The following is a 21,809-nucleotide window of genomic DNA, read 5'->3' as shown; positions in this document are numbered from 1 at the left end:
ATATGTATGGCGAAAATAGGAATCACGTGTTACCCCACCGTAGGGGGGTCAGGTGTTATTGCAACTGAATTGGGAAAACTGTTAGCTGAGCAAGGCCATGAGATTCATTTTGTAGCATCTCAAGTACCTTTCCGGTTGAATCGGGTCTACCCAAACATTTATTACCACGAGGTGGAGGTAAGCAACTATCCAGTTTTCCAGCATCCTCCCTATGATTTAGCACTCGCAGCTAAAATGGCAGAGGTTATAAACAGGGAAGAGTTGGACATTCTTCATGTCCATTATGCAATGCCGCACGCGGTTTGTGCTATTTTAGCCAAACAAATGTGTGAACGTGACGTTAAAATCATTACGACACTGCACGGAACGGATATTACAGTTTTAGGAATTGATTCGAGTTTGAAACAAATGATCAAGTTTGGTATTGAGCAATCGGATAGGGTTACAGCTGTATCACATAGTCTTGTTGAACAGACGAAGGACCGGCTGCAAACGGAGCGTTCTATCGATGTGATTTACAATTTTGTAGATGAAAGAGAATATCATCGTAAGCCAGACCTGGATTTGAAGTCACATTATGGTATTAAAGAAGAAGATGCGGTTCTTATTCATATCTCGAATTTCAGACGTGTTAAGAGGGTTCCGGATGTAATTCGGACATTCGCGGATGTTGCACAAGAACTTCCAGCTAAGCTTTTACTGGTCGGAGATGGTCCTGAATACTCGGAATGTCATCAACTTGTTCATGACCTGGGGCTGGAAGATCAAGTGCTATTCCTGGGAAAACAGGAAAATGTAAGCGAGCTGCTCTCTATCTCTGATTTGAAGTTATTGTTATCTGAAAAGGAAAGTTTTGGACTTGTTTTACTTGAAGCGATGGCGTGTGGTGTCCCTTGTATCGGTACGAATGTAGGGGGGATCCCGGAGGTCATTGACCATGGCGAAACCGGTTATATTGCCGAGCTTGGGAATATAGAACAAACAGCGTATTTCGCTAAAAAAATCCTCCAAGATAAGGAGCTGCACAAGTCCATGGCTGACCAGGCCAAACGCATCGTCAATGATAAATTCGCTACGGAAACAATCCTTAGTGAATACGAGAAACTTTATGATCAGGTGTTATATGATGAAAATTGATCCTGTTTTCCACCCGGCATTCGAAGTGATTGAAAGAATTGAGCAGGCAGGAGGAGAAGCTTTTGTGGTTGGTGGTTCTGTGCGTGATTTTATAAGTGGCCGACCAATCGGAGATATTGATATTGCCACATCAGAACCTCCTCAACGGATTCAAGAGATTTTTGATAAAGTGATCCCGGTAGGAATTGAACATGGTACCGTCATCGTTCGTCATCAATCAGTGTCTTACGAAGTAACCACTTACCGCACTGAAGAAGGTTATGAAGACTACCGGCACCCTGATGAAGTGACATTCGTTCGTGATATTGCTATTGATTTAGCCCGAAGAGACTTTACAATGAATGCGATAGCTATGGACCGCTGCGGGAATTTCATAGATCCTTATGAAGGGCGGATAGCGATTCAGAATAAGACGATTGAAGCGGTGGGCGATCCATTTCACAGATTCCGTGAAGACCCTCTTAGAATGATGCGTGCGATTCGCTTTTCCAGTCAGCTTTCATTTACTTTAGACGCTTCTACTAAAGAAGCTTTAGATGCAGAGTCAGCTTTACTTGCTTATATATCAATTGAAAGAATTGCAGTAGAGGTTCAAAAAATGTACGCTGGAAAAGGTTTTAGAAATGGATTGGAACTACTCAAGGAGACCCGGCTTCACCATCAACTGCCGATTATTAATCAATTTGACTTGAGTGAGCTGGCACCAGGCGTACCTTTACAACATTGGCATGAGTTATTAGCTTACTTTATAAAGTTGGATGAGAAGTTAAGTCTGGATCATTTTGTGAAGAGATGGAAATTGTCCAATTCAACAAAACGACAAGCGGGCTCCTTATTAAAGGCAGTAGAAGTGTATGAAGAGCATCGAGATGTGACAGCATGGCTTGTATATCGTCTTCCTGAGGAGTTATTTGATTCATTTGCCCGCTTGCTACAGGCTCTTGGTCAAATAGAGGAGGATCTCAAAAGCATTATTGAACAGAAAAGGAAGCAACTGCCTGTGCAATGCATGAAGGAAATCACCTTTCAAGCGGAAGATCTTATTGCATTGTATCCAGATATCCGTAAAGGACCGTGGATTTCTAAAGCCATGGAACAGATAGAATGCGAAATCATAAAAGAAAATATCGAAAATGACTATGAAAAGATAAAGGAGTGGGTCTTAGCGTGGAATCCACCCGTAAACAATTAATTGAAATATTGAATAAAAAAGATGGGCATATTTCCGGACAGGAACTTTCCAATCAATTAAACATCTCAAGAACAGCCATTTGGAAACATATGAATGAGTTGAAAAAGGACGGCTATGACATTGAAGCTGTTCAAAGAAAAGGCTATAAAATATTGTCTTCCCCTGATAAAATGAGTGAAAATACTTTACAGTGGGGATTGGACACAGAATGGATCGGCCATCAGCTTTTCCATTACGACCAGGTGGAGTCGACACAGGAGATCGTGCACCAAATGGCTAAGCAGGGAAAGCCGCACGGAACCGTTGTTATCGCTGATGAGCAGGTTAAAGGAAAAGGTCGTATGGCAAGGAACTGGGACTCACCCAAAGGAAAAGGCATTTGGATGAGTATTTTGTTAAGACCGAATTTACCACCATTCAAAGCGCCGCAGCTGACCTTGCTTGCAGCCACTGTGCTGGCTGAAATGATTTCGGAAAGGTCTGCACTTGTGCCACAAATCAAGTGGCCGAATGATTTGCTCATCCATCATAAAAAAGTGTCTGGTATTCTGACAGAGATGCAGGCAGAGCAGGATGCAATCCAGTACATTGTAGTGGGAATAGGGATGAACGTTAACCAGGATGGAGAAGAGATTCCTGAGGATATCCGCCACAAAGCATCTTCTCTTAAAAATGAAGCAGGTGGAGAGTGGAACATTCAAAAAACGGTTCAGCACATTTTGCGTTTGTTCGAACGTACATATGATCAATACGAAGCCGATGGTTTTGAGGCGATAAAGGCAAACTGGGAAAAACATGGCTATCGGATTGGTGAAGAGGTAACGATTTCAACTATGAAACGAACGTGGAAGGCTACTTTAGTAGGAATAGAACCAGACGGGGCACTTTGTGTGAGAGATCGTGATGGGAACCATGAAAAGCTGTATTCAGCAGAAATTCATTGGGGAGAGGGAGGATATCATGCGTAACAAAAACCAATTTATACGTATGAAGCACGACCAGGAAAAAATCGCTATGATCACCGGTTACGATTTTCCATCAGCCAAAATGGCAGAAGAGGCAAAGGCAGATATGATTCTCGTAGGAGACAGTTTAGGGATGACTGTGCTTGGCTACGATTCAACCATCCCAGTTACCATCGAGGACATGATCCATCATGGGAAAGCTGTAGCGCGTGGAGCAGGTGATACGTTCAAAGTGATTGATATGCCGTTTATGTCTTACCATATTTCTATAGAAGAAGCATTGAAAAACGGGAGAAGACTATATCAAGAAACAGGTGCGCAAGCTTTAAAACTTGAGGGAAGCGGAGAAGTTGCGGAAATCATGTCTAAGCTTGTCCACGCGGGGATTCCAGTGGTCGGACATATCGGTTTGACACCTCAATCAGTCAACGTATTGGGAGGTTATAAAGTTCAAGGGAAAGATCGCGAAGCCGCCCAGCGTCTGTTGGATGAGGCGCTTGAAATCGAAGCGGCCGGAGCTATGGCCATCGTATTAGAATGTATTCCACACCAGTTGGCAGAGGTCATTACCAAACGAATATCCATCCCTACGATCGGAATAGGAGCCGGTGCAGCATGCGATGGCCAGGTCCTTGTCTATCACGACATATTAAGATACGGGGTTGAACGTCTGCCTAAATTTGTGAAACCCTATGTCGATAGTAATCATTTATTAGGAGAAGCTGTTCAAACCTATGTGAACGAAGTTAAATCCAAAGCTTTTCCAGAAGAACAACATACATTCACCATGGATGTTTCAGTACTGCCAGAAGAATAAGGGGAGCCGACATGGAAGTTATGAAAGAAGTGGAAAAAGTACAGAACAAAGTAACAGAGCTTATTAAAGAAGGAAAATCAATCGGTTTTGTTCCAACTATGGGATATCTCCATGAAGGACATGTCCGTTTGATCAAAGAAGCACGAGAAGAAAATGATTTTGTAATTCTTAGTATTTTCATAAATCCCTTGCAGTTCGGTGAAGGTGAGGATTTAGAAACTTACCCTCGGGATGAACGACACGATAAGAAGGTGGCTGAAGAAAACGGTGTAGATCTGATTTTCTTACCTTCGACAGATTCGATGTATCCAAACCCACTTTCCATCCATATGTCAGTTGAAGGACGTACGGATGCCTTGTGTGGAAGAAGCCGTCCCGGTCATTTTGAAGGGGTGGTCACGGTACTGACGAAACTGTTTCACATCACCCGCCCGACACGGACGTATTTCGGGATGAAAGATGCACAGCAGGTAGCTGTCGTGGATGCGCTTATCAAGGATTATAACTTCCCGATTGAACTCGTTCCTGTTCCCACGGTTAGAGAAGCGGATGGTCTTGCGAAAAGCAGCCGCAATGTCCACCTTTCTGATAAGGAAAGAGAGGAAGCTCCCGCCATTCAGAAGGCATTACAAAATGGCAGGGAACTTGTGTGTAATGGAGAAACAAGACCAGAAGAAGTTGTGCGGTTTACCCGGAAGTTTCTTGAAAGCCAAACTCATGGTAAAATAGATTATATTGAATTATTATCCTATCCTGAGTTAGAATCCGTAAAAACCATCGAACGACCTGTCATACTGGCCACTGCGGTCTTTTATGAAAAGGCGAGGCTGATAGATAATGTGGTTTTTAATGAAAAAGGAGAAGTGACAGCAGGATGAGCGGTAAGGAGGAACATGATGTTTCGCACCATGATGAAAGCCAAAATCCATCGCGCCCGGGTAACGGAAGCGAACTTGAATTATGTGGGGAGTATTACAATTGACCAGAATTTGATGGACCAAGTAGGGATTCTTCCTCATGAAAAGGTTCAAATCGTCAATAATAATAATGGTTCCCGTTTAGAGACTTATGTGATTTCAGGAGAGCGTGGAAGTGGTGTTATATGCTTGAACGGAGCTGCAGCAAGGCTTGTCCAACCGGATGATGTCGTCATAATCGTCTCTTATGCCTTACTTAGTGAAGAAGAATTAGCAGATTTCAAACCGAAAATTGCCTTGATGGGCGAAGGTAATCAAGTGGAAGAAATCATAGAAGAGGAACCACCATTAACGGCTTTACCTTTTTGATGAGCAGGAACAAGCGAGTATTAAAGGGATTTTGCCATCATCGATCGGCAGGATCCTTCCTTTTTGTGGATGAAAGTAGGGGGATCGCATGACTACATTTGCAATTGTAGACTTAGAAACAACAGGAAATGCAGCTTCTAAAGGAGATCGGATCATTGAGATCGGTATCGTTGTGATGAATGAAGAGGGATCCGTAGTAGAGGAATTCTCTTCTTTGGTTTACCCTGAAAGAGAGATTCCTCCGTTCATCACTTCCTTAACAGGGATAGAGGATGAAGATGTATTGGAAGCACCATTATTCTCGGAAATAGCAGAGGACATTTATCCTCTTTTTCAAAATGGCTATATCGTTGCACATAATATAGAGTTCGACCTCAGCTTTTTGAATGATGAGTTAGCACGCTGCGGTTACCAGCCATTACATAATCCCATCATTGATACAGTAGAATTTTCCAGGATCATGCTCCCGACATCCCCGACTTATAAGCTGGGCCAATTGGCTGACCACTTGAATATGGGACACGATCGACCGCATCGGGCTCTTTCTGATGCTCAAGTGACAGCGGATCTATTAGCATATCTTTTGAAAGAATTGAAAAGTCTCCCTGAGCGGACTTTGGTTCACCTTTTAAAGGTGGAATCTAAACTGAAAAGTGATCTTCGCCCTTTCATTCAATTGAATATAGACCAGAAACGTTATGGCCAAATAACAGATCCAGACATCGACATCCGTCATGGAATTTCCGTGAGAAAACAAACGAACTTACGTACCACTGCCCCTGTAAATCTTCCTTCTTTTGAAAGTTGGAAAAAAGACGTTTATGAAGGTGAAAATGGTCTGAAAAGTCTGCTTGATAACTTTGAAAATAGACAAGGTCAGCAAGAAATGACTACAAATGTCCACGAGGCTTTTGAACAAGACAAACATGCAGTGATTGAAGCCGGGGCTGGGACGGGGAAATCTGTCGCTTATTTGTTGACTGCTTCTTATCATGCATTACAGCATGATTCAAGAGTTGTTATTACCACACATACAACCAGTCTTCAGAAACAATTGTTAGAAGATGAGATCCCTAAAGTCGAAAGAATGTTCCCACGCCCGATCAAAGCAGTTTTATATAAAGGGAAAAGTCACTATATCAGTCTGGTACATTTTCATTATGAACTCGAGAATTCTTATCAGGACAATTATGATGTAGCTCTTACTAAAGCCATGATTCTTGTATGGTTAACGACTACTAGGACTGGTGATGTCGATGAAATCCAATTGCCCTCCAATGGCCGGCAGTTCTGGCATAAAGTTTCGGCGGAGCAGTCAAGTAAATCCGTGCAGTTAGGGTACGTGGATGATTCATTTTATCAATGGGCTCAACAAAAAGCATTACACGCAGATTTGGTCATTACCAACCATGCACTGTTTTGTATGGATATTATGAAAGAGGAATCGATTTTACCGGAATATGACAGTGTCGTCATCGATGAAGCTCATCAGTTGGAATCTGTTTCTAGCCGTTATTTCGGTGTAAGAATGAATTATAAAGAGATACAAAGGCACTTAACTCAATTTGGAGAAATCTTTCACAAGAGTGTGTACAGGCAATGGCCGTTACAACGAGAATTTCATCAATACCTTGAAAGAGGACAGTATGCCATTGATGAAGCAAAAGAAGAGTTGAGTCATCTTTCCCGTTTCATTTACCAAAATGTAAAAAAACAAAAAAATCTCAAAGGGAAAAGTGATGTGGGGAGAATCCAACTGGTGCTTAAACCAGAGGAAATGCCTTCTTTCATGACTACAGCTAAAGAAATGTCCTACCGCTTCTTAGCCTCTTTACAAAAGCTCAGCCATGAAATGAGTAAAATTGAAGAGCAATTGAGAGGGCTATTATCCCTTAAAGAAGACGAAGGTGTTCCCATTTTATTGACCCGTCTGCATACACATAGAGAACTTTGTCAGACAATCCGCTCCCAACTGATCCATTATTTTGACTTCGTAAGAGAGGGAGAAGTGAAATGGGTAGAGATTGAAGGAGAAGGGGCAGCCAATTCCATCTATTTGTTCAGTGAACCCTTTGACATCGCACGGTTGCTTAACCAACGCCTGTTTCAGGTGAAGAAGAGTGTCATTTTGACAAGTGCCACTCTTGCTACCGATCAATCGTTCACATATATCCGCGACACTTTGGGGTTAATTGAAGATGAACGCACTTTAGAAGTCAACATACCTTCACCCTACAATTATAAAAACCAGGTACAATTGATGGTCCCCAATGACTTTCCGAATGTGAAGGAAGATCCTGATGCTTTCATAGAAGCAATCAGTGAAGCGATATATTCTGTGGCTGAAGTGACTAGAGGAAGGATGCTCGTCCTATTCACCTCATATGACATGCTGAGAAAAACCTATCATTTGTTGAGGGATTTCATCGATCCCGAAGAGTTCATGATTTTCGCTCAAGGGATTTCCAGCGGAAGCAGAGACCGTCTGAAAAAGAATTTCCAGGCTTTCGATCAGGCGATTTTATTAGGGACAAGTTCGTTTTGGGAAGGTGTCGATATTCCAGGAGATGATTTATCCTGTCTTATGATGGTACGCTTGCCTTTTCAACCCCCAGACCAGCCTGTCCAATCCATCAGGGACGAACGTATGAAAAAAGAAGGGAAAAATTCCTTTATGGAAAAATCCCTCCCTCATGCAATCATCCGTTTTAAACAAGGTTTTGGCAGGTTGATTAGAAGCAACAAGGATAGAGGTATCGTATTCATTTGTGATACAAGGTTGATGGAAGCTCGTTACGGCAAGTATTTCTTATCTTCACTTCCTGATGTACCAGTTTCTTATAAGTCGACAAGACAATTGATTAATCAAATAGAAGATTGGTTGTAATAAAGGAAAGAAGTATAGGTGTGAACCTGTTATAATATTAAGCGGGAAACAAAAGAATTTGCGTATTCTTAACGAAGTACGTTGGAGGGTTAATCGATGGAGAATAAAATTGAAACACTTTCGACCGTAAGAATTCAAAAATCCGACGATTTATATAAGGTTGTCGATACATTGAATCGTACACTGAAAGAAAATAATCTAATGTTTGGATTGTCTTTGGATGATGACGATGCTGAAACCGCAGTCTTCACCATATACCGCACCTAGATGGCTGAAATGGGCTTTGCTCATCACAGGAATACTTTTGATCTTAGGCCTTTCATTAGCCGTGTGGATGTATATAGATATCAATGGTGATCGAAAAAAAGGACATGAGCAAGCGGCGTCATTTGCAAAAAGTGAAACTGAAATATCACAAATAGAGAAAGTTTCTACATACCACGGCGAAAGGGAGATCCATGTCGTTCAAGGCCTGAAAGAAAATGAGGATAGTTTGATCGTTTTTATGGACTTGAAAGATGAGAAAATCCTCGATACTGTCTCTGATAAAGAAACCCTTTCAATAGAAGAAATGAAAGGACAATGGGCGGACAGTTGTTCAGCATGCACTTTCAAAGATGTGCAATATGGTTATGAAGAAAACGAGCCAGTCTATCAACTGACCTATACTGATGGTCAAAATCGGTATGTGCTCGATTATTTCACATTGACAGGTGATTCATTCGACCAGCGTTTCGCCTTTAGAAAAAAAGAATAGAAGGAGTGAGTTTGATGCAATTAGCAGACCGCGTGCAATCTTTGACACCATCAAGTACATTAGCCATTACAGCTAAAGCGAAAGCATTGAAAGCAGAAGGCCATGATGTAATCGGATTAGGAGCTGGGGAACCAGATTTTAATACACCATCTTATATTATCGAAGCAGCCAAAAGAGCAATGGATGAAGGGCTGACGAAATATACACCAGCAGGTGGCATACCTGAGCTGAAAAACAGTATTACCACCAAGTTGAAACGTGATCAAAGCTTAACGTACACAAATGAACAGATCATCGTGACAACTGGTGCCAAACATGCATTATTCACACTCTTTCAAGTGCTGTTGAATGAAGGGGACGAAGTTATCGTACCAGCACCGTATTGGGTCAGTTACCCAGAGCAAATCAAATTAGCAGGTGGAAAGCCCGTCATTCTTCCGGCTCAAGAATCGAACGATTTCAAAATTACTCCAGGGCAATTGAAAGAAGTCATTACACCTAAAACGAAAGCGGTCATCATCAATTCACCGAGTAATCCGACAGGGATGATGTATTCAGATGATGAATTGAGAGCACTTGGGCAAGTTTGCCTAGAAAATGACATATTAGTCGTATCAGATGAAATTTATGAAAAACTTATTTACACAGAAGAAAGCCATGTATCAATCGCTCAGTTGTCCGAGGATCTTTATAACCAAACGGTCATTATCAATGGAGTTTCGAAATCCCATTCCATGACTGGATGGAGGATCGGCTTCGCTGCAGGTAATAAACAGATTATCAAAGCGATGTCGAATATGGCTTCTCATTCTACATCCAATCCCACTTCTATCGCCCAATATGCCGCTTTAGCTGCCTATATGGGTTCAGAAGAAAAGGTGATTGAGATGAGAGATGCTTTCAAAGATCGTCTGGAAGCACTCTATCAATGGCTCATCGAAATCCCAGGAGTAGAATGTGTCAAACCATCTGGGGCATTTTATTTATTTCCAAATGTCAAAAAAGCAGCAGAAGAAGGTGGGTTCGAAGATGTCGACAGTTGGGTGAAAGCTCTGCTGGATGAAGAAAAAGTAGCTCTCGTTCCCGGTTCAGGCTTTGGAAGTCCAGAAAATGTCCGGTTATCTTATGCAACCTCATTGGATCAACTCGAAAAAGCAGCCGAAAGAATCAAACGTTTTGTAAACAATCATCAATCATAATGCAATGTTGGAGGTATTATAGTGAAAACGACGATTACAGAAGTAGCAAAGCATGTCGGGGAAGAAGTTACGATTGGAGCATGGCTCAGTAACAAACGTTCAAGCGGGAAAATTGCATTTCTTCAACTCCGTGATGGAACAGGATTTATGCAAGGGATAGTTGTCAAAGCAGATATTGGTGAAGAAAAGTTTCAAGAAGCCAAAGCACTTACCCAAGAATCTTCTCTTTATGTCACCGGAGTGATTGTAGAAGATACCCGCTCACCATTAGGTTTTGAGATGCAAGTCAATGATTTTGAAATTATCCACGAAGCAGTGGATTATCCAATCACCCCTAAAGAGCATGGTACAGAATTTTTGATGGACCATCGGCACTTATGGTTGCGCTCTAAGCGTCAGCACGCTGTGATGAAAGTGCGTAACGAAATCATTCGCGCTACGTATGAATTCTTCAATGAAAACGGTTATGTTAAGATCGATCCGCCAATTTTAACCGGGTCTTCTGCAGAAGGAACGACTGAGCTCTTCCATACGAAATATTTCGAAGAAGATGCTTATTTATCTCAAAGTGGACAGCTTTATATGGAAGCAGCCGCTATGGCATTTGGTCGAGTATTCAGTTTCGGTCCGACCTTCCGTGCTGAAAAATCCAAAACGCGCCGTCACTTGATTGAATTCTGGATGATCGAACCGGAAATGGCATTCATGGATCATGAAGACAGCCTTGAAGTCCAGGAACAATATGTTTCCCATGTCGTCCAGTCTGTTTTGAATAATTGTAAGATTGAACTAGAGGCATTAGGACGCGACACAGAAAAACTAGAAAAAGTAAAAGCCCCATTCCCTCGTATCAGTTACGATGATGCTATTCAAATGGTGAAAGAAAAAGGCTTTGACGACATTGAATGGGGGGATGACTTCGGTGCACCTCATGAAACTGCCATTGCAGAAAGCTATGATAAACCGGTATTCATAACGAATTATCCAGCTGAAATCAAAGCTTTCTATATGAAACCAGATCCAAAGCGTTCGGAAGTCGTCTTATGTGCTGACTTGATCGCTCCTGAAGGATATGGTGAGATTATCGGAGGTTCGCAGCGAATCGATGACTTGGAATTAATGAAGCAGCGATATGAAGAGCATGACTTATCGGGGGATGCTTATAAATGGTATCTTCAGTTGAGAGAGTACGGAAGCGTTCCACACTCTGGGTTCGGACTAGGTTTAGAACGGACAGTAGCATGGATCGCCGGGGTTGAACATGTACGTGAAACAATCCCATTCCCGCGCCTATTGAACCGTCTTTACCCTTGATTCAATCCTCAGGCGGATGATCAAACACCGATAACTCGCCCTATGGCGTATCGGTGTTTTTCATTCGAAAGGAATCTAATGAAAGAGGAGGGATTAATTTGGCTAAATATCAAAGTTTCCAAGACATCCTGGATAACCAAATGGTCGTTCCCAAACAATTGTTGATGAATTATCAAAAACTGAACATCAATGAAACGGATTTGGTGGTTATTTTACAAATTCATCGATTTCGGTCGGACGGAAATAATTTTCCCACTCCAGAGGAATTGGCAGATCATCTGTCTATATCTTCCCAAGAATGCTCTCAAGTGCTGAGAAGTCTCATTCAAAAGCGAATTATGACTATTGAGCAAAACCATAATGAAGACAAGGTGTTAAATGAGTGTTATTCATTGGAACCATTATGGGAAAAACTCTTCGCGGCTACACCTGCACGGAAAGAGCCATCTTATGATGAAAATATTTTTCCCTTATTTGAGCAGGAATTCGGAAGACCACTGTCCCCATTTGAAATTGAAACGATCAATATATGGTTAGACGAAGAAGAGCAGGCTCCAGCATTAATCAAAGCAGCATTGCGAGAAGCAGTTTTGATGAGTAAACTCAACTTCAAGTACATCGACCGTATTTTGAGGGAATGGAAAAGAAAAGGAGTACGGACCGTAGAACAAGCCCGCGAGCAGGGAAAACAATTCAGACAGGCTCAGCAACCAGCTAAAGCACAACAGCAGCTGGAAAGTAAGAAGCGGGATATCTCGTTGTACTATAACTGGTTGGAGGAGGATTCTTAAACAAGAATTATGCTGAATAAAAAACAAATCCGTCATTGTTTAGATGCCTTTGAAGAAATGTTTCCAGAGGCAGAATGTGAATTGACACACAGCAACCCATTTGAACTCTTAGTGGCAGTCGTATTATCTGCCCAAGCTACGGATGCGCTTGTAAACAAGGTAACTCCCGGTCTATTTGAAAAATATAAAACACCTGAAGATTTCATGGCTGTCCCGCTTGAAGAACTGCAAGATGATATTAGAAGAATCGGGCTGTATCGAAACAAGGCAAAAAATATTAAGAAGCTTTCCCAAACGCTTGTAGAAGAGCATGGAGGGGAAGTTCCTTCTACCAAAAAACAACTCGAAAACTTGGCTGGGGTAGGAAGGAAGACCGCAAATGTCGTGGCATCAGTTGCCTTCGATGAACCGGCGATTGCGGTAGATACTCACGTAGAGCGTGTTTCGAAAAGATTGGGCATCTGCCGGTGGAAAGACTCTGTTTTAGAAGTTGAAAAAACGTTAATGAGAAAAATTCCCATCGAAGAGTGGAGTGCGACACATCACCGGATGATTTTCTTCGGTAGATATCATTGCAAGGCTCAGCGGCCCAACTGTGAAGAATGTCCACTTTTATTCTTATGCAGGGAAGGGCAGAAACGAATCCGAAAAAAAGAAAAGCAATAGAAAAAGCACTCCCGATTTTTCGGGAGTGCTTTTTTGATGCTATGCTGCATCATCTTGTTGAGTATTGGAACCATCTTCTGATGGATTTCCTTCATCTGATCCTGAATCCTGACCAGAATCACCGTTGCCATCATTGTTCCCGCCGCTATTATCATCTCCGTTTCCGTCTTGGTTGTTGTCACTCTCATCGCCATTGTCATTGCCGTTACCGTTGCCGTTTCCGTTTCCATTGCCATTGTTATTGTCATTATTGTCTTCGTTACCGCTGCCATTTTCATTGTTACCTTCATCTTGGTTTTCCTGCTCATTTTCCTGATCAGCATTTCCTTCATCTTCATTCTGGTTTTCATCTTTATTTTCTTCAGTTGGTTCTTCTTGTAATGAACCAGGCGTTTGAACTTGTACTGTGGCAGGATCACTATTTTCAGCGTCTTCATTATCACTGACAGCCACTACAGAAAATTCATAAGTAGCTCCAGGGTCGATGCTGGTGATCTCTAACTTAGTTTCTTTTGTGGTAGTCAACTCCCTGCTTTCACCTCCATCAATAGAGGCCGCGACACGGAATGTGACACCATCTTTTTCTTCATAATTCCAACTTAAGTCAATACTGCCGCTTTCCTCATTGAACGCTCCGGAAAGGGATTGGACGGGGTCCAGTTTCTGAAAGACTTCAGATACTTTTGATGGCTGGTTATCGACATGGAAAAGTTCAGTCACTATTCGACTATCCGGTGTGTAGTCACTCGGAAGTCTCGCAGGACGTGAACCTTCTTCGACATCCACCCATGCTACAGAGTCAGGTTTTTTGAAGTCTGCGGTATCTTTACCTTCTGATAAGCTTGCCATTAAAGGTCTGTAAATTTGTTTTGGAATATCTTTAGCTGCTTGAGATAAGGCCTTTTCTTCATCATATCCAGTCCAGATCGAGATAGAGTAGTCCGTTGTGTATCCATTGAACCATGAATCCGGGGCAAAGTCTCCTCGGTTAGTTGTCCCGGTTTTTCCTGCATCCGGGACACTAGGCACATTGGCAGCTGTTCCTGTTCCTTCACTCATCGTCGTTTGAAGCATATCGGAAATCATGAAAGCTGTATAGCTGTTCATAGCGGAAGAAGATTCAGGAGTAAGATCAACTGTACCTTCTCCGGGTACTTCGACCTTTGTGACAGTGTAAGGTTCTGTATAGACACCTTCATTACCAAATGCGGCATAAGAAGCCGCCAGTTGGACGGGATTGACACCTGTGCCACCACCGATGGCGTCCATTTGATGAATTTTATCGTCATTGAATTTAATGCCTAAACCTTCAGCAAACTCTTTCGCACGATCAAGCCCCACTTCTTCGATGGTCTTCAATGCCGGTATATTCAAAGATCGACTTAGAGCATATCTAGCGGAAACCCATCCGCGGAATTGATTATCAAAATTATTTACTTCTTTTCCATTCACTTCTAATGGTTCATCTTTGATTTGGTGATAAGTAGATATTTTGTCGTACTGAATAGCAGGTCCATAAGCCGTTATCGGTTTGAAAGTGGAGCCTGGCTGCCGTTTGATGTCAGTAGCAAAGTTGAGATTACCCTTTTCATAGTCACGGCCGCCACCGATTGCTTTGATAGCACCTGTCTTCGTATTTGTTACAGCAACACCTGTACGCAATTCTTCATCCGGCCAAGAAATAGGGCCGTCACTGCTCAACAGTTGTTCGACCTGATCTTGTGCTTTCGGATCTAGAGTAGTGTGAATTTTCAAGCCATCCTTATAGATATCTGCACCATCCATCTTTTTCTCTACTTCTTTTGCTACTCTATCGATGAAGGCTTGGTAAGGATTCGTTTTCTGTTGTTGTTCTTCTACGAGTATATCCTTCAGATTGACTTGACGAGCTTCTTCAGCTTCAGCTTCTGTGATCTTACCGTGTTGTACCATCAAACTTAAAACGGTACTCATGCGGTCTTTAGCTAAATCCGGGTTATCAAAAGGCATATAACCACTTGGACGTTGAGGCAGGCCTGCTAATAAAGCTGCTTCTGGCAACGTCAACTTACTGATGTCATTTTTTCCGAAGTACGTTTCAGCGGCTTCTGCTACGCCATAGGCACCAGCACCGTAATAGTTCTTATTCAAGTACATCTCTAAGATTTTTTCTTTGGAATAATCCTGATCTAATTTTATGGCTAAGTACTGTTCTTGAACTTTTCGTTTCAACGTTTTGTCCGAGGTCAAAAAAGATTGTTTAACAACTTGTTGGGTGATTGTACTTGCACCCTCAGCCCCGAAACCTTCAGTGATGTTTGCCAGCACGGCACCGCCAATCCGGCGGAAGTCTATACCGAAGTGGCTATAAAACCGAGCATCCTCGGTAGCGATGACAGCATCCTTCAGGACAGTCGGAATCTCATCATAGGTTACTTTTGTTCTCCGTTCATCACCAGCCAGGTCAGCCACGAGTTCTCCATTTTCGTCATAGACTTTAGATGAGAAAGGAACAGATAATTTCGATTCGTCTAACTCTGGTGCAGCTGCTACATAATATGCGAATAATCCACCGACACCGAGCATTAAAACAATTCCTATAGTAAGAATTGTCATAAAGATTTTTTTGAACTTAGGAGACTTTTTACTTTTTTTAGATGTTTTCATTTGTTTTCTTCTTGCTGTTCGAGACTGGCTATCGTTTGCCATTTATCTTTCCTCCATTTCAGAAATAAAGCTTATCGAGAGCAGCAGCATAATCCACCCTTGCTTGGAAATGGAATGGTATTTGAATTCCTTCCTTTTCGACAAAAGCATATGGAATCGATTTTCTGCCACCATTCCATTGATCATCCCAATACAGGAAAAGTCCTGAGGAAGGGAGCAGGTAAACCTCATCAAGCGGAGAGAAGCAGAGAATCAGGAAGCTGATGCCTCCATGCTTTTCAATCGCCTTCATATGATCAATCTGGTGTTGGTGCACATTACTGAGGGGAAAAGAAGTTTTATTTTTTGTTTCTTTCGCCTCGAAATCAATGTACTTACCGCGATAAACTCCATTGAAGTCAGTCGTAGATGCTTGTTTGAAATAAGCTTCTTTAATGACGGCAGCACTCCGTTTAGGGTAATCGACATTCACAATTTGTACAGGCGTCGGTTTTTTATGAACGACAGCAATTCCTGCTTCCAAATAATATTGATTGGTTACATTGATATCCTCTTCTAATGACATCCCACGATTACTAAAATCAGGTTTTATCTTTCCTTTTGGGGCGTGACTTTGTTTAGTACTCCGCTTCCCATTGGGATAATTCAAACTTCATCCCTCCCTATAGCCATGAGAGTATCATATCAAAAATTCATGTCCAAGGATATATACAAAAGGTTCAATTACTTTAGACGTCTGTACAAGTAAAAGGTTTCATATTTCTATAAATTCGACAAAAAATAAATAGTACGCGTGAATAGTTCCCTGATTGGTTCGTCGTTAAACCCCAATTAATTCATTCGAATACCCAATACATTTTAAGGGGGAGATTACGAACTAAAGTGCAAGCGCCTTGTTCACCCCCGCCAAGCATAAGCAAACCTTTGAAGTGGCGATTTTTGCCTCATGAGATATTTAAATAATATAAGATGAAAAAAGCTGTTGCTAAAACGTTAGCAACAGCTGGAATGATACTTAAGTGGAAGGACGGTTTTCACCAGCTAATTTCGGGTTATCTGTCTTTGCTGGTGTGGGTTTTTTCTTTTTCTTTTCTGGCTTTTTAGCCATATGAAATCCTCCTTTTCTGTCGAAGGGTCAGGTCATATTTGACTTGTTTTGTTGCTTTAGTTCTAGTCTTGTCATTCACAAAGGAGTTATGCACCCTTTAGAGAATTTATTAAAGACCATAATAGAGGAGGAGATATGGATGATGAAAAGCAGGGTTGTCACACCGGAAGAATTTGAAGAACAATTGTCTCAACTGCGCGAAAAATTCTCCTTGCTTGAACGACGTTTATCCTTAAAAGCAGATGAAATTGTATTCACGATGACGGTATCCCACCGGAAAGAAGTGGACGATTTGAAAGATGAAGTGTTTTCTCTGAGGGATGAATTGAAGAAAATGAAAAAAGAACGGCAACATGCCTATTTAGGAAAGGTTGCGCAACAAGCTAAACGTAGATCTGTAGGTTAAAATATTGCTGACTGTCTCACCCTCATGATACAGTGAAGAAAAAAGGTGAGGGAAACATGTCTCTTAAAACAAATACAGAAAAAATCAAACAACTCATTGACCGACTCCATGAACGATTTCTCAATACAGAAGGTCCAGTGGACAAAAAAAGTCATGAATTTTTCAATAAAGTAAAAGAAGATACAGCTCCTATGTTCGAATTGACACAGACTTGGATGGAGGAAGCAGAGGAATTCGTCAAAAGCAGGAAAGCGAATGTCCATCCCAATCAAGTGAAATCGACACATGAAAATCTTGAAATGATTATCCTTCATAGTTATTATCTGGACATTCCCATGAAAAGGTACAAAGAATTATACCAATCCTCTCATTATGTCCTGGATATGATTTTAGACGATTTGAAGAACGCATGAATAAACACCTGTTTACCGAATAAGAGGAAGGGTGTAGACAGCACAAAATATCCCCTTACTGATATTTTATAAAACCCAGACGAACAAACTCCTTATAGTTGGAGTCCATTGCAACTTTTTGGATTATGCATCAAATAAAGAAGCCGAGTTTGACGATTTTATCGTTCAACTCGGCTTCTTTTATAATTTTGATGAAACTCTTTTCAGATGGGCCTCGTTGATTCCACGCGGAGCGTTCAGTGGTGACGCCTGCGGGAACAGCGCGAGCCGAAGATCCACTTGGTCAAAAGATCTTCTTGACCAAGTTAGCTGAGGCCGTGCCCGCGCAAGTATCCACCGGCAAGCAATTCGTGCGAAGAAACTATAAACTTTAACAGCTCCTCTAGACCGAAAAGATTTTTTCAGTTGGCTTCTATAGATGGGGAGCTTTTTTTCTTCAGGTTAAGACTTGGTTGCTGGCTTATTTGTGATTTTAGCAATGATCAGGTAGAAAGCAGGCACCAGTATTAAGGTGAGTACAGTAGAGAAGAGAAGGCCTGAGACGATGGATACGGCCAACGGCTTAAACAAGACATCACCAGAATAAATGATCGGTGTCAATGCAGCGATCGAGGTGAGTGAAGTCAAAACGATCGGTCTGATTCTTGCTCTTCCTGCTTCAATGACAGCTTCAACAATGCTGCTATAATCCTGTCTATTTTGTTCGATGAATTCAACCAATATGACAGAATTTCTGACTACGATTCCTGATAAGGACACAATCCCGAGGGTTGCCAAGAAACTTAATGGCTGGCCTGATACGAATAAACCGATTATAGCTCCTGTAATAGCGAGGAAGACAGTACCTGTAATCAGCATAGGCATCAACAAAGAATTGAATTGAATCGCGATCGTCAAATATATAAGGAATAGGACGATTACGAATAACTTCGAGACTTCGATAAAGAATTCAGTGGTTGCATCAGATTCCCCACTTTCAACAAGTGAGTACCCTTCCGGTAGATTTTCTTTTATTTGCTCGACTTTCTCCGAAGCCTTCGCTGAGAAACTTTCTTCCATTCCTTCTTCTGGATATGCTTCAATAGTTATCGTTCGTTTACCATTCAAGTGAGGAAGCACACCAATGCGTTGAGTTTGATCCACAGTAATGATCTCATCCAAAGACAATGTCTGTGGTGGTTGAGAACTTGGGGAATCACTTCCACCCCCTGCAATCTTCAAATCACTTGGCGCTACCCCCTCACTGTTGCCGTCAACTAGTATCACTTCCATCTGGAGACGGTTTCCGCCGTTGTCATACGTACCGAGAGGAATTCCGGTATTTGCTAATTGAAGTTGTGAAGTGACTTGATCGATGGATATATTGTTCTCAGCCAGTAACTCTCGATCCGGGTTATATTCTATAAAAGGCTGTTTTTCTCCCGCATTGATCGTAGCAATTTCAGCCCCTTCTACATCTGCAAGTCGATCGCGAGCTTTTTTCGCTTCTTCAATCAAGGGTCCAGTTTCGTTCCCTTGTATTTGCACCTGGATCGGCGGTGATGGAGGAGGGCCGGAAACGATGGTTTCTAAAAATATTTCAGCGTCAGGAAAGGCCTCTCTTAATGGTTTTTCCCATTCCTTAATGAAATTGGAAGCACTAGTTTGCTCCCGGTCAACCCTTATAAGCAATTGCCCTGTGTTTTCACCGCTCCTTTGTAAACCAGAGCTGAACAAATTAGGAAGACCGGATCCAGCATAAATGGCAGTTTCTGTAATATTTTCTTCGCGGTCTTCTAAAAATTGAACCATATCCTGCAATTGTGTCTGTGTTTCCTCTATAGGTGTCCCTTGTGGATTTTCAATGGAAACAGTAACTTCAGGTCTATCTGCCGCTGGAAAGAATTCGAATGGTATCCTAATGACTAAAAGAGCAAGGGCTGCACATAATGCTAAGCCAGTCACCGCTGTCACCCATGGCTTTTTGGTAGTCTTAGGCAAAATTTTATCTGCGTAGATATTTTCCATCCCATCGAATGCTCTTCCTAACACCCCTTTCTTTGTTTCTGAATTTCGTTTTTGGCTGCGTTTCCTTACGTATTGTACGGTGGGGATAAAGGTTAAAGCAATGACCGTAGAAGCGACGACTGTGAAAATCAGTACAGAAGGTAAAGCACGGATGAAGTCCCCGTTCGTACCTGATAAGAACATAAGTGGAAGGAAGCTGAAAATTATCATTAGTGTAGAAGTAATGATTGATTTTCCTACTTCCTTCACTCCACGAATGGTACCTTCCAGAGGGCCATCTCCAAGTTGAAACCTTCGTTGGATATTGTCGTTAACCACAATTGCGTCATCCACAAGGATCCCGATGGCGATGATCATGCCTATGATAGAGATTTGGTTCAAGTCCACACCGACATAAGGAAGAGGAATCAGTCCGATTAAAATAGATATAGGAATAGCTAAACCAACAAGGATTGCAGATGATATCGGAAGACCAAGAACCATAATGATGAAGACGGCAATTAATGAAATAGAAAATGATGTGACAAGGTTTGTAAAAACTTCATTAATGATAGTACTTTGTGTATAAAAACGGTCGACTTGTATAGAAGCAGGGAGTTCGTTAGATAACGAATCGACTCTATTTGTAATTTGTTCTTGCAGGGCAGATATGTTGACCCCATCTTCAGCCAGAATAGTTACAGATAGAGCGGATTTGCCTTCATGATTTATCAAATCTTCAGCGTCTTTATTTGTAATTTCGATGGAGCCGATGTCAGAAAGTGAGAGTACTTCTCCATCATTATTCTTACCTATAGAAAGGTTTGAAAGCTCCTCAATATCTGAATACTTATTGACTATCAATTGTTTGACCTCATTACCATCTTCTTCAGTCCCAATTGCGGCCGGCCCGATTTCTTCCCTTAGCAAATTGATGATAGAGAACGGCGAAAGTCGGTTTTCATTAAGCAGATCATTATCGAGTGAAATAGAAACCTGCTGCTCCGGGAGACCTTTAATCGAAATGGATTCGACACCTGAAATCTCAGTTAATTGATCTTCCCATTCATCCAGCTTGCTCCGGAGTTCATAAAGGGCGTTGGTGTCCTCCGCTAATAAGTGATAAGAGGCAACGGCTGAAGTGGATAAGTCAGTGTTAATATCAGGGTCCTGTACTTCGTCTGGAAAACTCCTGGCTGCATCGGAAACAGTCTGTCTGATTTTTGAGTTGACTGTATTACGGTCAGCTTCTCCACTAAGAGTAGCAGTGATGGATCCAAATCCTGTTGTAGAGGCAGAGGTTACTTCTTCAATCCCCTGGATATTTAATAGTTCATCCTCTATCGGATTCGTAATGGTTCTTTCGACTTCTATAGGAGTCGCACCTGGATACACGGTTGAGATAGACGCTGCATTAACGTCAATTTCCGGTATTTCTCTTTTGGGCAATTGTAAATAGGTGAATACCCCGGTGAAGATTAGTAATGCGATAAAAACCCAGACAATCTTATTGTATTTAAGTATCGACTTCATGAAGTCATTCCCTCCCCTTAAATTATGGTGACGCTGCTTCTTAGTATAAACGTTTATTTGACACTTGTGTCAAATAAACACTTTTTCAATGTGTTCTGTTCATAGTTGTGAAACCGCTTTACATTTTCGGGTTATTCATATATAATTGCTTTCCCATCATGAGGGAGGGATAACAATGGAATTAGGACAATTGATCGAAAAAGCTAAATATGTACGTGAGAAAGCTTACACACCCTACTCAAAGTTTCAAGTAGGCGCTGCCTTGCTAACTGAGGACGGTTCATTATACACCGGGTGCAACATTGAAAATGCTGCGTATCCTGTTACATGTTGTGCAGAAAGAGTAGCTATTTTTAAAGCTATTTCTGAAGGCCGATTTCACTTCAAAGAAATAGCAGTAGTAGCGGACACGAAAAGGCCAGTGCCGCCTTGTGGTTCTTGTCGCCAGGTGATGAGCGAATTCTTTTCATCCGATGTAAAGATCCACACAACTAATCTTCAGGGAGAAACGAAAACTTTTACAATGGAAGAGATTCTTCCCTTTTCGTTTGCATCATCTGATCTTCCCGAAGATCAGTCTTAATATTCATTTATACTTAAGATATAGGAAGGGATGAGAACTCATCCCTTTTTTTATTTGGAGTTCAAAGATACCATTCAAACACTTGAACATATTAATTATTCCGTAGATATGAGAATATCGCCC

Annotated in this window: 20 protein-coding genes; 17 read left to right on the top strand and 3 right to left on the bottom strand. The window is 41.7% G+C overall.

Annotated elements, in window-relative coordinates:
• Positions 1 to 6: 6 nt before the first annotated feature.
• The 13 genes from bshA (at position 7) to nth (ending at position 13,011) form a co-directional block, all read left to right on the top strand.
• On the top strand, positions 7 to 1,137 hold the full coding sequence (bshA, locus tag ACTWPX_RS05030; protein WP_443118756.1) for an N-acetyl-alpha-D-glucosaminyl L-malate synthase BshA: 1,131 nt from the start codon (positions 7 to 9) through the stop codon (positions 1,135 to 1,137).
• Positions 1,127 to 2,329, top strand: coding sequence for a CCA tRNA nucleotidyltransferase (locus ACTWPX_RS05025; RefSeq protein ID WP_443118755.1), 1,203 nt, complete (start codon positions 1,127 to 1,129; stop codon positions 2,327 to 2,329). The genes bshA and ACTWPX_RS05025 overlap by 11 nt, the downstream gene beginning before the upstream one ends.
• Positions 2,305 to 3,297 (top strand): biotin--[acetyl-CoA-carboxylase] ligase, encoded by a 993-nt coding sequence (locus ACTWPX_RS05020; protein WP_443118754.1) that lies wholly within the window; start codon positions 2,305 to 2,307, stop codon positions 3,295 to 3,297. Before ACTWPX_RS05025 ends, ACTWPX_RS05020 begins: the two co-directional genes overlap by 25 nt.
• Complete coding sequence (gene panB, locus ACTWPX_RS05015; RefSeq protein ID WP_443118753.1) at positions 3,290 to 4,111, top strand: 3-methyl-2-oxobutanoate hydroxymethyltransferase; 822 nt, start codon at positions 3,290 to 3,292, stop codon at positions 4,109 to 4,111. Before ACTWPX_RS05020 ends, panB begins: the two co-directional genes overlap by 8 nt.
• 11 nt (positions 4,112 to 4,122) lie before the next feature.
• A complete protein-coding gene (gene panC / locus ACTWPX_RS05010; RefSeq protein ID WP_443118752.1) occupies positions 4,123 to 4,989 on the top strand; it encodes a pantoate--beta-alanine ligase in 867 nt (288 codons plus the stop codon).
• 18 nt (positions 4,990 to 5,007) lie between these two features.
• Positions 5,008 to 5,397: an aspartate 1-decarboxylase gene (panD, locus tag ACTWPX_RS05005; protein ID WP_443118751.1), complete on the top strand. Its 390-nt coding sequence runs from the start codon at positions 5,008 to 5,010 to the stop codon at positions 5,395 to 5,397.
• Positions 5,398 to 5,485: 88 nt separating this feature from the next.
• Positions 5,486 to 8,284 carry an ATP-dependent DNA helicase DinG gene (gene dinG, locus ACTWPX_RS05000; protein ID WP_443118750.1) on the top strand — a complete coding sequence of 933 codons (2,799 nt, stop codon included), beginning with the start codon at positions 5,486 to 5,488 and terminating at the stop codon, positions 8,282 to 8,284.
• Between the two features lie 96 nt (positions 8,285 to 8,380).
• Positions 8,381 to 8,551 carry a YpmA family protein gene (locus ACTWPX_RS04995; protein WP_128522571.1) on the top strand — a complete coding sequence of 57 codons (171 nt, stop codon included), beginning with the start codon at positions 8,381 to 8,383 and terminating at the stop codon, positions 8,549 to 8,551.
• Positions 8,514 to 9,041 (top strand): cell wall elongation regulator TseB-like domain-containing protein, encoded by a 528-nt coding sequence (locus ACTWPX_RS04990; protein ID WP_443118749.1) that lies wholly within the window; start codon positions 8,514 to 8,516, stop codon positions 9,039 to 9,041. The genes ACTWPX_RS04995 and ACTWPX_RS04990 overlap by 38 nt, the downstream gene beginning before the upstream one ends.
• Positions 9,042 to 9,055: 14 nt before the next feature.
• Positions 9,056 to 10,240 (top strand): pyridoxal phosphate-dependent aminotransferase, encoded by a 1,185-nt coding sequence (locus ACTWPX_RS04985; RefSeq protein ID WP_443118748.1) that lies wholly within the window; start codon positions 9,056 to 9,058, stop codon positions 10,238 to 10,240.
• Between the two features lie 21 nt (positions 10,241 to 10,261).
• Positions 10,262 to 11,554, top strand: coding sequence for an asparagine--tRNA ligase (gene asnS / locus ACTWPX_RS04980; RefSeq protein WP_443118747.1), 1,293 nt, complete (start codon positions 10,262 to 10,264; stop codon positions 11,552 to 11,554).
• 98 nt (positions 11,555 to 11,652) lie between these two features.
• Positions 11,653 to 12,345 (top strand): DnaD domain-containing protein, encoded by a 693-nt coding sequence (locus ACTWPX_RS04975; RefSeq protein WP_128522574.1) that lies wholly within the window; start codon positions 11,653 to 11,655, stop codon positions 12,343 to 12,345.
• Positions 12,346 to 12,354: 9 nt separating this feature from the next.
• Positions 12,355 to 13,011, top strand: a complete 657-nt coding sequence (nth, locus tag ACTWPX_RS04970) for an endonuclease III (protein WP_443118746.1) — start codon at positions 12,355 to 12,357, stop codon at positions 13,009 to 13,011.
• A gap of 39 nt (positions 13,012 to 13,050) precedes the next feature.
• Here the strand turns inward: nth and ACTWPX_RS04965 are convergent, their stop codons facing one another.
• Positions 13,051 to 15,699: a PBP1A family penicillin-binding protein gene (locus ACTWPX_RS04965; RefSeq protein WP_443118745.1), complete on the bottom strand. Its 2,649-nt coding sequence runs from the start codon at positions 15,697 to 15,699 to the stop codon at positions 13,051 to 13,053.
• Positions 15,700 to 15,715: 16 nt separating this feature from the next.
• Positions 15,716 to 16,306: a Holliday junction resolvase RecU gene (gene recU, locus ACTWPX_RS04960; protein ID WP_443118744.1), complete on the bottom strand. Its 591-nt coding sequence runs from the start codon at positions 16,304 to 16,306 to the stop codon at positions 15,716 to 15,718.
• Between the two features lie 598 nt (positions 16,307 to 16,904).
• Here recU and ACTWPX_RS04955 point away from each other — a divergent pair.
• From ACTWPX_RS04955 to ACTWPX_RS04945, 3 genes are all read left to right on the top strand, one after another.
• On the top strand, positions 16,905 to 17,171 hold the full coding sequence (locus ACTWPX_RS04955) for a hypothetical protein (protein ID WP_128522578.1): 267 nt from the start codon (positions 16,905 to 16,907) through the stop codon (positions 17,169 to 17,171).
• Between the two features lie 56 nt (positions 17,172 to 17,227).
• Positions 17,228 to 17,584 carry a YppE family protein gene (locus ACTWPX_RS04950; protein WP_443118743.1) on the top strand — a complete coding sequence of 119 codons (357 nt, stop codon included), beginning with the start codon at positions 17,228 to 17,230 and terminating at the stop codon, positions 17,582 to 17,584.
• Positions 17,585 to 17,823: 239 nt separating this feature from the next.
• The gene (locus tag ACTWPX_RS04945) at positions 17,824 to 17,958 is read left to right on the top strand and encodes a hypothetical protein (RefSeq protein WP_443118742.1); all 135 of its coding nucleotides are present in this window, start codon (positions 17,824 to 17,826) and stop codon (positions 17,956 to 17,958) included.
• Positions 17,959 to 18,025: 67 nt separating this feature from the next.
• On the opposite strand, the gene ACTWPX_RS04940 is transcribed toward ACTWPX_RS04945, so the two are convergent.
• Positions 18,026 to 21,103 carry an efflux RND transporter permease subunit gene (locus tag ACTWPX_RS04940; protein ID WP_443118741.1) on the bottom strand — a complete coding sequence of 1,026 codons (3,078 nt, stop codon included), beginning with the start codon at positions 21,101 to 21,103 and terminating at the stop codon, positions 18,026 to 18,028.
• 175 nt (positions 21,104 to 21,278) lie between these two features.
• Between ACTWPX_RS04940 and ACTWPX_RS04935 the strand changes: the two genes are divergently transcribed.
• Complete coding sequence (locus ACTWPX_RS04935) at positions 21,279 to 21,686, top strand: cytidine deaminase (protein WP_443118740.1); 408 nt, start codon at positions 21,279 to 21,281, stop codon at positions 21,684 to 21,686.
• The last annotated feature ends 123 nt before the right edge of the window (positions 21,687 to 21,809 follow it).

This window comes from Halobacillus sp. H74 (assembly GCF_052246715.1).
Lineage (GTDB): Bacteria > Bacillota > Bacilli > Bacillales > Halobacillaceae > Halobacillus > Halobacillus litoralis_A.
The sequence above is the reverse complement of the archived record's forward strand: the minus strand, read 5'-3'. Positions and strand labels throughout refer to the sequence as shown.

Excerpts from the sequence above, each read along its gene's own strand:
- ACTWPX_RS04990 (WP_443118749.1), top strand. The coding sequence starts at position 8,514 with ATGCTGAAACCGCAGTCTTCACCATATACCGCACCTAGATGGCTGAAA.
- panD (WP_443118751.1), top strand. The coding sequence starts at position 5,008 with ATGTTTCGCACCATGATGAAAGCCAAAATCCATCGCGCCCGGGTAACG.
- ACTWPX_RS04995 (WP_128522571.1), top strand. The coding sequence starts at position 8,381 with ATGGAGAATAAAATTGAAACACTTTCGACCGTAAGAATTCAAAAATCC.
- ACTWPX_RS04955 (WP_128522578.1), top strand. The coding sequence starts at position 16,905 with ATGATGAAAAGCAGGGTTGTCACACCGGAAGAATTTGAAGAACAATTG.
- dinG (WP_443118750.1), top strand. The coding sequence starts at position 5,486 with ATGACTACATTTGCAATTGTAGACTTAGAAACAACAGGAAATGCAGCT.
- bshA (WP_443118756.1), top strand. The coding sequence starts at position 7 with ATGGCGAAAATAGGAATCACGTGTTACCCCACCGTAGGGGGGTCAGGT.
- ACTWPX_RS04950 (WP_443118743.1), top strand. The coding sequence starts at position 17,228 with ATGTCTCTTAAAACAAATACAGAAAAAATCAAACAACTCATTGACCGA.
- ACTWPX_RS04940 (WP_443118741.1), bottom strand. The coding sequence starts at position 21,103 with ATGAAGTCGATACTTAAATACAATAAGATTGTCTGGGTTTTTATCGCA.
- panB (WP_443118753.1), top strand. The coding sequence starts at position 3,290 with ATGCGTAACAAAAACCAATTTATACGTATGAAGCACGACCAGGAAAAA.
- ACTWPX_RS04985 (WP_443118748.1), top strand. The coding sequence starts at position 9,056 with ATGCAATTAGCAGACCGCGTGCAATCTTTGACACCATCAAGTACATTA.
- ACTWPX_RS04965 (WP_443118745.1), bottom strand. The coding sequence starts at position 15,699 with ATGGCAAACGATAGCCAGTCTCGAACAGCAAGAAGAAAACAAATGAAA.
- ACTWPX_RS05025 (WP_443118755.1), top strand. The coding sequence starts at position 1,127 with ATGAAAATTGATCCTGTTTTCCACCCGGCATTCGAAGTGATTGAAAGA.
- nth (WP_443118746.1), top strand. The coding sequence starts at position 12,355 with ATGCTGAATAAAAAACAAATCCGTCATTGTTTAGATGCCTTTGAAGAA.
- panC (WP_443118752.1), top strand. The coding sequence starts at position 4,123 with ATGGAAGTTATGAAAGAAGTGGAAAAAGTACAGAACAAAGTAACAGAG.
- ACTWPX_RS04935 (WP_443118740.1), top strand. The coding sequence starts at position 21,279 with ATGGAATTAGGACAATTGATCGAAAAAGCTAAATATGTACGTGAGAAA.